This window comes from Mesorhizobium sp. CNPSo 4670 (assembly GCF_057784235.1).
In genome coordinates, this window is sequence record NZ_JBWJFQ010000028.1 from 78,973 (window position 1) to 91,293 (window position 12,321).

Annotated in this window: 10 protein-coding genes and 1 pseudogene; 7 read left to right on the forward strand and 4 right to left on the reverse strand. The window is 57.7% G+C overall.

The window, feature by feature from the left end:
- Positions 1 to 11 precede the first annotated feature (11 nt).
- From nodC to AC0ZT5_RS31830, 3 genes are read left to right on the forward strand one after another with little or no spacing between them, the layout of a single operon-like run.
- Complete coding sequence (gene nodC / locus AC0ZT5_RS31820; protein ID WP_488481579.1) at positions 12 to 1,292, forward strand: chitooligosaccharide synthase NodC; 1,281 nt, start codon at positions 12 to 14, stop codon at positions 1,290 to 1,292.
- A gap of 39 nt (positions 1,293 to 1,331) precedes the next feature.
- A complete protein-coding gene (gene nodI, locus AC0ZT5_RS31825; RefSeq protein WP_488499640.1) occupies positions 1,332 to 2,360 on the forward strand; it encodes a nodulation factor ABC transporter ATP-binding protein NodI in 1,029 nt (342 codons plus the stop codon).
- Positions 2,361 to 2,364: 4 nt separating this feature from the next.
- The gene (locus tag AC0ZT5_RS31830; protein WP_488499641.1) at positions 2,365 to 3,147 is read left to right on the forward strand and encodes an ABC transporter permease; all 783 of its coding nucleotides are present in this window, start codon (positions 2,365 to 2,367) and stop codon (positions 3,145 to 3,147) included.
- Between the two features lie 382 nt (positions 3,148 to 3,529).
- On the opposite strand, the gene AC0ZT5_RS31835 is transcribed toward AC0ZT5_RS31830, so the two are convergent.
- Positions 3,530 to 4,693, reverse strand: a complete 1,164-nt coding sequence (locus AC0ZT5_RS31835; RefSeq protein ID WP_488499642.1) for a porin — start codon at positions 4,691 to 4,693, stop codon at positions 3,530 to 3,532.
- Between the two features lie 753 nt (positions 4,694 to 5,446).
- Here AC0ZT5_RS31835 and AC0ZT5_RS31840 point away from each other — a divergent pair.
- The 3 genes from AC0ZT5_RS31840 (at position 5,447) to groL (ending at position 7,953) form a co-directional block, all read left to right on the forward strand.
- Positions 5,447 to 5,641 (forward strand): hypothetical protein, encoded by a 195-nt coding sequence (locus AC0ZT5_RS31840; protein WP_488499643.1) that lies wholly within the window; start codon positions 5,447 to 5,449, stop codon positions 5,639 to 5,641.
- A gap of 309 nt (positions 5,642 to 5,950) precedes the next feature.
- A complete protein-coding gene (locus AC0ZT5_RS31845) occupies positions 5,951 to 6,265 on the forward strand; it encodes a co-chaperone GroES (RefSeq protein ID WP_488499644.1) in 315 nt (104 codons plus the stop codon).
- A 56-nt stretch (positions 6,266 to 6,321) separates the two neighbouring features.
- Positions 6,322 to 7,953 (forward strand): chaperonin GroEL, encoded by a 1,632-nt coding sequence (gene groL, locus AC0ZT5_RS31850; RefSeq protein WP_488499645.1) that lies wholly within the window; start codon positions 6,322 to 6,324, stop codon positions 7,951 to 7,953.
- A 507-nt stretch (positions 7,954 to 8,460) separates the two neighbouring features.
- On the opposite strand, the gene AC0ZT5_RS31855 is transcribed toward groL, so the two are convergent.
- On the reverse strand, positions 8,461 to 9,417 hold the full coding sequence (locus tag AC0ZT5_RS31855; protein WP_488499646.1) for a S8/S53 family peptidase: 957 nt from the start codon (positions 9,415 to 9,417) through the stop codon (positions 8,461 to 8,463).
- Between the two features lie 53 nt (positions 9,418 to 9,470).
- Positions 9,471 to 9,977 (reverse strand): hypothetical protein, encoded by a 507-nt coding sequence (locus AC0ZT5_RS31860; protein ID WP_488499647.1) that lies wholly within the window; start codon positions 9,975 to 9,977, stop codon positions 9,471 to 9,473.
- 805 nt (positions 9,978 to 10,782) lie between these two features.
- Here AC0ZT5_RS31860 and AC0ZT5_RS31865 point away from each other — a divergent pair.
- A pseudogene (locus AC0ZT5_RS31865) lies at positions 10,783 to 11,234 on the forward strand (aminotransferase class I/II-fold pyridoxal phosphate-dependent enzyme); the annotation flags it as partial.
- Positions 11,235 to 11,766: 532 nt separating this feature from the next.
- Here the strand turns inward: AC0ZT5_RS31865 and AC0ZT5_RS31870 are convergent.
- Positions 11,767 to 12,321: Ulp1 family isopeptidase (locus tag AC0ZT5_RS31870; RefSeq protein ID WP_488499648.1), on the reverse strand; the 555-nt coding region annotated here is incomplete at its 5' end.

Consider the following 12,321-nt stretch of genomic DNA (forward strand, 5'->3'; position numbering starts at 1 on the left):
AACGGTATTCCATGGATCTGCTCGGCACCACCAGCAGTGTGGCCATTGCTTTATATGCGCTGCTCTCGACTGCTTACAAAGGCATGCAAGCCATTTATGCCTTGCCACCGAACTTGTCATCTGCGCCTGGGAGTGCCGCCGCTTCCGACATGCTGCCGAGCGTGGATGTCATTGTGCCGAGCTACAATGAGGAGCCGCGGACGCTTTGTGCTTGCTTGGCCTCCATTGCGGATCAAGATTATAAGGGAGAGGTGCGGGTCTATGTAGTCGATGACGGTTCTGCCAATCGGGATGCCGTCGTATCCGTGCAGGCGCATTATGCGCACAACCCGAAGTTTCACTTCATTTTACTGCCAAAGAACGTCGGAAAGCGTAAAGCGCAGATTGCCGCGATACGGCGTTCGTCGGGAGATTTGGTGCTCAACGTGGACTCGGATACCACAATCGCGTCCGACGTCGTTTCCAGACTTGTCCTGAAGATGAAGGATCCCGCGATAGGCGCGGCAATGGGTCAGCTCGTGGCTAGCAATCGGAGCGACACTTGGCTGACACGATTGATCGATATGGAGTATTGGCTTGCTTGCAACGAGGAGCGTGCGGCGCAGGCTCGCTTCGGCGCTGTAATGTGTTGCTGTGGCCCCTGTGCCATGTACCGCCGGTCCGCGCTCCTTTTGCTGCTCGATCAATACGAGACGCAATTCTTTAGGGGCAAGCCAAGCGACTTCGGCGAGGATCGCCATCTCACGATCCTTATGCTGAAGGCAGGCTTTCAAACGGAGTACGTCCCCGACGCCATCGCGGCCACCGTCGTTCCAAATAGGCTAAAACCGTATCTGCGCCAACAACTGCGCTGGGCAAGGAGTACGTTCCGGGACACCTTGCTTGGGCTGCGTCTACTATCTGGTCTCGATCGCTATCTGACGCTGGACGTGATCGGACAGAACCTTGGTCCGCTGCTTCTCGCCCTCTCGGTGCTGACGGGGCTCGCACAATTGGCACTGACCGCCACGGTTCCCTGGTCGACAATCCTCATGATTGGATCCATGACCGCGATACGCTGCAGCGTAGTGGCCCTGCGAGCGGGCCAACTTCGATTTCTCGCGTTCTCGCTGCACACACTCATCAACATCTTTCTCTTACTTCCCTTGAAAGCCTATGCGTTGTGTACATTGAGCAACAGCGATTGGTTGTCGCGCGGACCCGCGACCAGCGTAGCCGATAGTGATGAGAAACTGAACGTCCTTCAAACGCAAAGGCTGGCGGTGCCTCAGGGCCCTCGAAGTGACGGGTGATACTTGCGTTACTCTAGATGGACGAGCTTGAGTCGGGGCATGAATTTACTGCATCAGAAATCGACCGCGGATGGTCGATCTCGGTGCGGTCTCAATCGGCTCGAGCAGGAGAACGACGGGCGTATAGATGCAGAACATTCTCCAGCTGACTGTGTTTCAGTCCCGGCGATTAATCTTGCGGGGGTAAGAAAGTCATATGGCGGCAGGTCCGTTGTCGACGGGCTCTCGTTCACGGTTGCGGCCGGGGAGTGCTTCGGTCTGCTGGGGCCGAACGGGGCGGGCAAAAGCACAATCGTGCGTATGGTCCTCGGCATGACACCGCCTCACGCAGGCAGCATCGCTGTGCTCGGAGTACCTGTGCCAGAAAGGGCTCGCCTGGCACGCAGCGGCATCGGCGTGGTAGCGCAGTTCGACAACCTTGATCTGGAATTCACGGTGCGCGAGAACCTGATGGTGTTCGGTCGTTACTTCGGCATGAGCACGCGCGAGATCGAAGCAGTCATCCCATCTCTGCTCGATTTCGCGCGCCTCGAGAGCAAAGCGAACTCGCGCGTTGCGGATCTGTCTGGCGGCATGAAGCGGCGCCTGATGCTTGCGCGTGCACTCATCAATGACCCACAGCTCCTGATACTGGACGAGCCGACTACTGGTCTCGACACGCACGCGCGCCACTTGATCTGGGAACGGTTACGGCACCTGTTGGCACGCGGCAAAACGATTCTCCTGACGACCCATTTCATGGATGAGGCAGAGCGGCTGTGCGATCGGTTGTGCATCCTTGAAGAAGGGCGCAAGATCATTGAAGGTCGACCTCATGTGCTGATTGAGGAGCAGATCGGCTGTCAGGTGGTTGAGATATACGGTGGTAACCCGCGTGAGCTGAGCACGCTGGTCAGGCCTTATGTTCAGCGCTTGGAGGTGAGCGGAGAGACCCTGTTCTGCTATGCGACCAATCCGGATCAGGTCCGCGCACAACTTCGTGAGCGGCCCGGCCTGCGGCTTCTAGAGCGGCCGCCCAATCTTGAGGATGTCTTTTTGCGGCTCACTGGTCGGGAAATGAGGGATTAGGCGGATGTGGGAACGTTATGCCACAGCTTTGCCCGCCAATGGGTGGAACTGGATTGCGGTGTGGCGTCGCAATTATCTGGCGTGGAAGAAGGTTGCACTTGCTTCAATTCTCGGCAGCCTTGCCGATCCAATGATCTACTTCTTTGGCCTGGGGACCGGCTTCGGAATAATGGTAGGGCATGTTGAGGGTACATCGTACATCGCCTTTCTGGCAGCGGGCATGGTCGCCGCAAGCGCGATGACTGCGTCGACCTTCGAAACGCTTTATGCGGTCTACGGTCGTATGGGCGGAACCTGGGAAGCGATCCTGTGTACACAACTTTCTCTTGGCGATATCGTTCTAGGTGAATTGGCGTGGGCAGCCACCAAGGCCCTTGTGGCCGGTATAGGAATTACTGTTGTTGCTGCGATGCTAGGCTATGCGGAATGGGCGTCCGTCCTCTGTGCCTTGCCATTCATCGCGCTTACGGGCTTTGCCTTCGCGAGCTTAGCCATGATTGTCACGGCCCTTGCACCCAGCTACGACTATTTCATATTCTACCAGACCCTTGTCGTCACCCCGATGCTGTTCTTGTCCGGCGCGCTCTTTCCGCTCACGCAACAACCCGACTCAATTCAGCGGCTGTCGCGTTTCTTGCCGCTGTCACATTCCATCGATCTCATTCGTCCGACGCTGCTTGGACGCCCGGTTGAAAGCGTCGGCCTGCACATCGGCGCGCTTTGCATCTACATAGTAATCCCGTTCATCCTGTCGCTGGGCCTGCTTCATAGGCGGCTGATGCGCTGACCAACGTTCGCATATCCGACCTGTATCGTCTGGATAGGTACTCCGAAGCATTTAGGCTGTAGATCTTGATCCAGCTTGTCGGTGGTCCGGAAAATCCCCGCGTCACTCCCAAAGGATGCAGCGGCGTCAAAACGCCGACCGGCATCAAGCGCATTTGCGGGCGATGGGGTCTCGGCATAGGGCGCCGCATACCGGTGACAAACCCGATGTCCCGGCCTGGACGCAACGACATTGTCTCTGAGCTTAGGGCGACCGTGAGACTTCCTCGCAGGACCGAAACAAGCCCATGGTATCGCCGCTATGCACCGGGCGACGATTGTCGCCTGGCTTCCACGCGACGTTCGGATTGGGCCACTCCAGCCAAATGCAGCATTTCATCCCCTTAAAATGAGCGTTGGAAACGCAGGATGCCGCCGACGCTGTTCTTTTTGTCGGCGTTAGTCCTGTTCACGATGGAAGGGTCAGCCACGTCGACGGCGAAGTCGCCGTAGCGGTTATAGTCCATTTCGGCTGTGATCGTGAAATCAGGAACAAGAGTATAGGCGACATTGATGGCGATACCATAGTTCTTGAGCTGATCACCCGAGATCTGAAGGTTGAACGAAGTTATCTCGTTGAACTTGTAAGTGGAGCCTGCCCAAAAAGCCCAGTTGCCGCCCCAAATTTTGTAGAAGCCGCGGCCGCGAGCGTCAATTGCGTTGGTGGAATTATCGTTGAGCTTGCCATTGGAGCCGTAGCCGAACATTCCGAACAGTGACAGTTCGGCGGTGACATTGAGGTCAACGCGAAGCTTTCCGGCCACCGATTTGTAGCTGCTATCATAGGCAGCTACGCCGGCGATCGCGCCCCATTGTTGTGTGTATTTCAGGCCACTGACCACGTGCGGAACGTAGCTGTCGATGGTGCCCACCGCGCCTTCGCCTTCTTCAAGCGAGACTACGGCCGAGAAGCCGTTAGCGGCATCAAAATAGTACTGGACGACGTTGGTATCGAGATCACCGTAGGGAACAAGCATCAGATTGAGCACGTTGGCAGGATAGCCGATGAACATGTCGAAGGCCGACCAGTCCTTGCCAACTCGCAGCTCACCAAGCTGAATCCAGGCGAAAGTCAGGCCGAGGTCTCTGTTGGAAGCAAAACCTTGACGGCTGTCCGGATCGGAATACGCGGTACGGTTGCCAAAGTTCACGCGGGTTTCGGTATAGGTCTTCAACGTGCCGAACTCGGTTTCCTGATTGGTCCAGGTCTTTAGCGTGAAGCGGGCATTGTTCTGCAAGGTGGCGTTGGTGCTGCCGTCTTTGCGCTCGGTTGCCTTGGCGCCATCGAATGACCCAACGTCACCAAAGCCGGTTTCGTAGCGGACATAGCCGCCGATGCGCAGGCAGGTCTCGGTGCCTGGGATATAGTAATAGCCCGCCCCATAGACGTCGCAGATCTTGACGTATTTGGCCGAGTCTGGTTCGGCGACGATCGCGTCGACGGCGCCGGCATCGGAAACTGCAATCAGGGCCGCAGCTGAGCCGACAAGAAGGCTCATGATGTTCATTCTTGATCTCCGTTCAAAGATAAAAAAGCGGAAGGACGTCAAGAGCGGACCCTTCCGCTATCTCCACGATCAAAAAGCGCGGCGCCTTGCGCGGGGTGACCGGTTCAAGAACAAAGGCGGCCAAGCTAACTCGTCCTCTCAAGCAATAGGTATTTTTAGAAATCTACTTACCGCAATGAGTGTAATTCCGCCCTTTCTAGTCTATCTCCGCCAGTCGTGCAGACTGCCACCACAGTTTCCAATTTTGCCTACCGCAAGTGACGTGCCATTCGCTGACGCAGTTCCGCGTTAACCCCATTTTCCCGGCCAACCTTGGTTTGCGGTTGCTTTGAGACAAGCCCAGCACGAAACGCAGACGTTTTGGGTACTGTTGCTATGTTCGATGCGCGACAGGTTTCGTTGTATGGTGACAGGAATTGTTTGAGCCTCGACATTGAGACCTTATGCGGCACCGTTCAGTACGTCAGGGCAGGGCGATAACGGTGACAAACCTCAACCCATCCCAAAATATCGGGAGCTACCGGTGCCCTTCAAAATTCTGCAAGGAATCCGACAAAATAGCGACACGGCAATTGGCGTAACCCATTGAAAATCAAGATCGCTGCATCTGGCATGACGTTTGCTGTCTCGCCTTTAACACTATCGAACAGTCGTTTTTAGTGTGCCAACGTTTAACAGGTATGATGCCTGATTGATGCGATTTATTCAGGGCGAAAACAAATGAAGGTTGTGTACCAGAAGTGGAGAAAACAGATGACCTATACAACGGCGGAAACGGCTTTCCTGATTGTTTCCACCTTGGGCTTCGCATTGGAATTATATAAAACCAACGTGGCCGAGCATCGAGGTTTCGCATTGCTGGCTATATCAACACGAAAAAAGTCACCTGTCGCCTCAGTCAATGGCAAGAGGAAACTTCTCTCTTTTCATATCAATGCTGCAAGTTGAACTCATCAGCCTGATATGATGTGCATCTGACGCCTTGGCTTGCAGACCCAATGCGCGCAAATACCCAGCACTCAGGATGACCCAGGGCGAACGTTGATCTCGCGCCCAGGCGATCGACGTCGATCGTCCCTTGGCGCAATCACCGGAGGCCATCGGAATTTCCTCAATCGGTCCACCCCTTGAAACGAAAGGAGCAAAACTCGTTCGGCATGCGCTCGACCCCGCAAAGGTCGCGCGAACCCCATTCTGGTCCTGATAGCCAGGATCGGGGGAGGCTCTCGCAATCTGTTTATCCTGAAGGAGAACGACATGACGTTCCGTCCATTACATGACCGTATACTCGTCCGCCGCATCGAGGCCGATGAGAAGACGGCCGGCGGCATCATCATCCCCGACACAGCCAAGGAAAAGCCGCAGGAAGGCGAAGTCATCGCCGTCGGCGCCGGCGCTCGCGACGAGAGCGGGAAGCTCAGCCCCCTCGACGTGAGGGTCAACGACCGCGTCCTGTTCGGCAAGTGGTCGGGCACCGAGATCAAGCTCAATGGCGAAGACCTGCTCATCATGAAGGAAAGCGACGTCCTGGGCGTCATCGAGGTTTCGACCTCGGCCAGCCAGGCCGCGTAACCGAGACGCATGACACAAAGAGTCAACAAGAACTGCCTACTTGCTGGAGTGAACCAATGGCTGCCAAGGAAGTGAAATTTCATGCTGATGCCCGCGACCGCATGCTGCGCGGCGTCGACATTCTCGCCAATGCGGTGAAGGTGACGCTCGGTCCCAAAGGCCGTAATGTGGTAATCGACAAGAGCTTCGGCTCCCCGCGCATCACCAAGGATGGCGTCACCGTCGCCAAGGAGATCGAGCTTGAGGACAAGTTCGAGAACATGGGCGCGCAGATGGTGCGCGAAGTCGCGTCCAAGACCAGCGACATCGCCGGCGACGGCACCACCACCGCCACGGTGCTGGCGCAGTCGATCGTGACCGAAGGCGCCAAGGCAGTCGCCGCTGGCATGAACCCTATGGATTTGAAGCGTGGCATTGACAAGGCGGTGGAAGCGATCCTCGGCGATTTAAAGGCCAATGCCCGCAAGGTAACGAAGAACGACGAGATCGCCCAGGTAGGCACGATTTCGGCCAATGGCGATGCAGAGATCGGCCGCTTCCTGGCCGAAGCGATGGACAAGGTCGGCAATGAGGGCGTCATCACCGTCGAGGAAGCCAAGACCGCCGAGACAGAGCTGGAAGTGGTCGAAGGCATGCAGTTCGACCGCGGTTATCTCAGCCCCTATTTCATCACCAACCAAGACAAGATGCGCGTCGAGCTCGAAGAGCCCTACGTGCTCATTCACGAGAAGAAGCTGGCCAATCTGCAAGCCTTGGTACCGTTGCTGGAGGCCGTGGTTCAGTCCGCCAAGCCGCTGCTAATCATCGCCGAGGACGTCGAAGGCGAGGCACTGGCTACGCTCGTGGTCAACAAGCTGCGCGGCGGACTAAAGGTCGCCGCCGTCAAGGCCCCGGGTTTCGGCGACCGCCGCAAAGCGATGCTGGAGGATATTGCCATCCTGACCGGCGGCACGGCCATCAGCGAGGATCTCGGCGTCAAGCTCGAGAATGTGACACTGGAAATGCTCGGCCGCGCTCGCAAGGTGGACATCGACAAGGAGAACACCACCATCGTCGATGGTGCCGGCCATAAGGACGAAATCAACAGCCGCGTTGCTCACATTCGGGTGCAGATTGAGGAAACCACTTCCGACTATGACCGCGAGAAGCTGCAGGAGCGCCTGGCAAAGCTCGCCGGCGGTGTCGCCGTGATCCGCGTCGGCGGCTCGACGGAAGTCGAGGTCAAAGAGCGTAAGGACCGCGTCGACGACGCGCTGCACGCCACCCGCGCAGCTGTCGAGGAAGGTGTCTTGCCGGGCGGCGGCGTGGCACTACTCAGGGCAGCAAGGGCGCTCGAGAATGTCGCTGTAGACAACCCGGACCAGAAGACCGGCGTCGACATCGTGCGGCGCGCGATCGAGGCTCCCGCTCGCCAGATCGCCGAAAACAGCGGCGCGGAAGGCTCCATCATCGTGGGCAGGGTCCGCGAAAACCCCGATTTTGGCTATGGCTGGAACGCGCAGACCAACGAATTCGGCGATCTCTTCGGCCAAGGCGTTATCGATCCTGCCAAGGTCGTGCGCACGGCGCTGCAGGATGCCGCTTCCGTAGCCGGCCTGCTTGTCACCACCGAGGCGATGGTGGCCGAGAAGCCGAAGAAGGACACCCCCGCTCAAGCGATTCCGGGCGGCGGCGGCATGGACTTTTGATCAAATTGAAGGGGAAGTGCTCGCTCCCGTGGGAACGAGCGCTTCCCTGGAATGGGGATCTCCATGAATGAGCGCCCCGGGGCGCGCGCGGCAAGTGAGACCTAAAGCATCGAAACTGAAAGTATCCTGGGTTGGGTCGATATCCACAATGATGGTGGGGTCAGCGTTTGGCTCAGAGCCTTCATCGACCCCGCCCTGCCGGATGTAGAACTGGATCCGAAAGGTATTCCGACCGGCACCCCCGTCAGATGGTCTCAAACGTCACCCGCGGAGGCGTCGTCGCCGGGCCGCTGAAAAGGCTTGTCTGTTCGCACCGAGGAGGTTCGCAGCCAGGATGCACGACTCCCGATGCTCTCTCTGCCGATTTTTCGGAGCCAATCGTTGAACTTTCGTCGTTCACAAAGAGCTGTTGCACGAAACAGCACAGTTCCCAAGGCGGATTGCGAGGCGTTCTTGTGGCTTATCAACGCCTCGCAACAAGCTTGCTCTTCCGGTCTATGAGCTCCTTTACTCGATCGAAACGGGTGCCAGTGCCCTCGTGAGGCTGGCCTCGCCGCGGCCGTAAGTCGCCGCATCATAGTTGACGAGCGTGTCGGTCCTGGCTGTATCCAGCAACTGATTGGTAATCTGTGTCGGTGTTGCAGACGTGAACTTGCTGCCAAGGATGGCGGCATAGCCTGCAACCACAGGTGCCGCGACAGAAGTTCCGGATAGCCCGGTCTTGTCACTTTCGACCCCCACCGTCAGGAAGTGGCTCTGCACCTCCGAATCTGAACCGGCATAATTCGAATAGGAGGCGAGCTTTGCCTTGTTTTCGGGAGTGCCATTGTGCTCGAGCGCACCCACAAAGATGGTCGATGGCGCCCCAATCAGGTCGAGAGCTAGGTAGTCCACAGTCCCCTCGATCGGGGTACCTACCGCTACAGCCTCGTTGCCGGCTACCTTTGTGAAGACCGCATCACCCGCCCGAGCCGCAGCGACAATCGATTGCTCAAGCGGAAACTCGCTCACGGGACCCTCAAGGGCAAAGCTCAGATTGACGACATTGAGCCCGTCCTCCAGCGTGAGCGGAACGGATTCGGAATAGTCAACCTCGATTATCTTTGCGCCAGGTGCCACCATGCCGGCTACTTCAGCACTCCACTGCCCATGTTGTCGCCATTGGGGGCCATGGCCGAGATCCCCCTCTTGTATTTCACCTTTGAAGTCGTCCACGATAGTCACAGATACCCCAGAACCGGTATAGCCCGATGCCCATGCTTCACCAATATCCGGACTCATCCAGCAAAAGGTGCCGTCGGGATTTTGTGCACAGCCCGAGCTACTGCCTTCCATGGTTGGGGTTCCGGCGCTCCATTTGCCGGTCACTCCGGAATCGAGGTCACCAGCGAAACCGCTTGGTGCCCACAGGCACACGGCAAAACCGGCAACAAACCCTGTCTGCAACAATTGCTTTCTGCGCAAATCAAACTCCTGTCTGCGGTTGTAAATCAACGAAATGAACCATTCACCATCACTTAGAACTGACCTTTGAACCAGAGACTGAGTCTCAATCGGCTCGGATGGACGTTTACCAAATGCTTCAACGTATCGGCGGGCGGAAGCCGGGACGCCGCTAGACGGCAATTCACCGTCTGGACCCCGCCGATGTCGCCATAGTTAGCGGTGCAGGGTTGTTCAGTCAGGTTCCCGCCCAAAATCGAACTGACGATGAGAGAAAGCGTCGTGGAGGGTGTCGGGCGCTTTTGCACAATAAAGCCCAGTTTTATGCCCGGTTCGATACGAACCTTTTTGGCGTGCTGGCCGGAACTGGCTCCCCACAGGAAACCGAAATCGTCCGACAGCTTTGTTAACATTTCAAATCGCATGTCGATCCATTTGCTGCGGTACCACTTGTCAAAAGACACCTGGGTGCCATCCGACAGCTCATATCCTCCCTTCCCCAGGCGGCTGGCGACCGCGGTTAGCTCTGACCCCTGCTGAATGTCGACGAGACAGGTCTCCTGTCCGTTCGCAGTGATCACGCTGAGGGGAAATGTCATCCCAAATAGGACGAAACTCGCCTGTAACCTAATGCCCATCTGCAACGCCCATAGGTGGAGCCGCCTCCAAACCATCGGGCCTCGACAGGCACACGATATCCCTGGTCACGTGTTCAAGCGCGGCAGCGGCCGTAGCCGCAGAGGCATGCCTGCCAGCAGAGAACGCGATCAATCTCAACAAACTCACTTGCTCCAGTCCTTGCAATTTTACCGAGCGATCGCTTCGCTCTTACCTGGCAAGCAACCCCGCCGCCTCTCAATGGAAGCAGCAAAATTCATACCGATTGTACGATGCCGCTAGAAAATGGAGGCAACCTGACAGGCATACAGCGCAAGAGCGGCTTGGGGTCCGACCAATCGCGGCCCTGCGTGCTGCTGGAAAGCTGTGCGGCGGCGCTCGCGACTGCCCCACGGCAGGCGAACAACTCGATGACGACCATGTGTCCGGCGCCGCATTATCAAGCCCCCACTCGCCCGTAATTGCTGAATGTCTGCCGCCCGATGGCCACCCCGGAATACCAGACAACTTCCGAAGCCGGGTGGCAGGACATGGAGGGATTAGGAATGTCGGACCAACTGTCTGGGCGTCATGGCTTGGCGCGGGTTGGCGCCAGGCGGGAATTGTTAACGGAAGCTGACGCTGCTCTCGTCGAAGCGGATGAGTTCTGCAGACTTGGACGGTGTCCGACAATTTGTGTCGCTTTGGCAATTTGACGACATAGGCTTGTTTGGTCGGCTTGCTGGATCTTCTTGTACGGAAAGGCAAACTGCCGGAAGGGATTGAAGCGACGCGTTTGAGGCGGCGATCGCGCGGGGGTGCCCCGGTCGGCGCCACCGGATCGCGGCTGCTGCGCGGCAATGCGCCGGAATGCGAGGCTTGAAGGCGGGCGCCGCGGCGTTCTTCCGAGCTGAACGCGCGCTGTTCTTCGGCAGCGGCTACATCGCCAACTTCGCTCTGCTGGCCGCCCTGCCGCAGGGAGGGAACATTTTGATCCTCCACGAGCTGGCCCATGCCAGCATACGTGAGGGGGGTACGCGCCGGCCTCAAGTTCTCCGAGCATAACGACGTCGATGCTTTCGAGGATACGATCACCCGCTGGCGAGCCGAAGGCGGCACCGGGCGATCTGGATCGCAGTCGAAAGTCCTTACGGCATGGATGGCGATCGCGCGCGCCGATGGAGAGCCTGATCGTGCTTGGCGAGCGGCACGAGGCCTTCATCGTCGTCGACGAGGCGCACGACGCTGTCTCCACATTCATGCCAGGAGCGATTCGGACGGCTGCGATTTGACGACATTGCTGATTATGTTGGTATCGAGGAGGAAGCGTCGATTTTCCGTTCCTCTTCATGGGGCGAGAAAGATCGAGGTCAGCTCCCACTAGCGGCGAACGACGTAATGGCTGGGCGCGGCTCGCCAGCACTCGCGATGCGCGATATGGATCGAGTGACGGAACTTTTTGCGGGAGTCGGATATGTCGCCGCCTGGTGTCGCGAGCTGCAAAATCGCCCGACTAGTCCGATAGTTCGCATAAGCTCAAAGATATTTTTTGCAATTTTCCCCTTGAATCAAAGTGTAATTTTTGACGGTCCCCTGCGTCGGAATTTTCTGGTCAAAATCATTCACAAGAAATGAGTTATCTGCTTTTTCAGGTCGGGTGGGAATGCTCCTTCGCAGGCCGTGCGCCTCCCACCACCTATCGGACCCGAGCCCCAGGCCGTAGGCGTGAGGTGCTCCAAGTCTAAATTTAAGCCATCCCGCCATGGCCAAACTTCAGCCCTGCAGTCTGTTCTGCAGTGCCTGCCGATCGGCACGGAGCCCGTCGAGGTCCAGCAGGACTGGCTGCCCTGGTTGCGCCAATCGCCTAACCAGCTCGCGTGTGCCGTCCACCACAAAGACGCCGCAATCATGACCGTTTCGCTGTTGGGGGATGCGGGGTGACTCCAAGCGCGCGCCCAGCCTTGCTGCGAGTTGTCCTGCGGGCGCCTCGTTGTATCTCCCGTTCGAGTCGTAGTGATAGGCAACCGGCCGTTCCCGCTCGCGGCGATCAACGAACAGCAGCGACCAATGGCTGCCGCGGCGATTGGCACTGGCATCGTTCACTGGCAGGAACAGGAAGTCGGCCGTGTCGTCGCCATTGTGATCATGAACGATGCGCTGGAATGCGCCTAGCATGTCGCTCTCGGTGCCCAAGCGCAGGCTGCCAAGGGTTATGAGGGGATCCACGAACCGCGACCGGGCGGCGAGACCCGGATTGTTCCCCCGCAACTCTTGCGTCAGGAGCTGGTAGTCCCTCAGGACATGCTCGTCGCCCAGCCATTCCATATC

What these genes read in the sequence shown, in the direction of transcription:
- nodC (WP_488481579.1), top strand. Translation starts at nt 12, where the DNA reads ATGGATCTGCTCGGCACCACCAGCAGTGTGGCCATTGCTTTATATGCG.
- nodI (WP_488499640.1), top strand. Translation starts at nt 1,332, where the DNA reads ATGAATTTACTGCATCAGAAATCGACCGCGGATGGTCGATCTCGGTGC.
- AC0ZT5_RS31830 (WP_488499641.1), top strand. Translation starts at nt 2,365, where the DNA reads ATGTGGGAACGTTATGCCACAGCTTTGCCCGCCAATGGGTGGAACTGG.
- AC0ZT5_RS31835 (WP_488499642.1), bottom strand. Translation starts at nt 4,693, where the DNA reads ATGAACATCATGAGCCTTCTTGTCGGCTCAGCTGCGGCCCTGATTGCA.
- AC0ZT5_RS31840 (WP_488499643.1), top strand. Translation starts at nt 5,447, where the DNA reads ATGACCTATACAACGGCGGAAACGGCTTTCCTGATTGTTTCCACCTTG.
- AC0ZT5_RS31845 (WP_488499644.1), top strand. Translation starts at nt 5,951, where the DNA reads ATGACGTTCCGTCCATTACATGACCGTATACTCGTCCGCCGCATCGAG.
- groL (WP_488499645.1), top strand. Translation starts at nt 6,322, where the DNA reads ATGGCTGCCAAGGAAGTGAAATTTCATGCTGATGCCCGCGACCGCATG.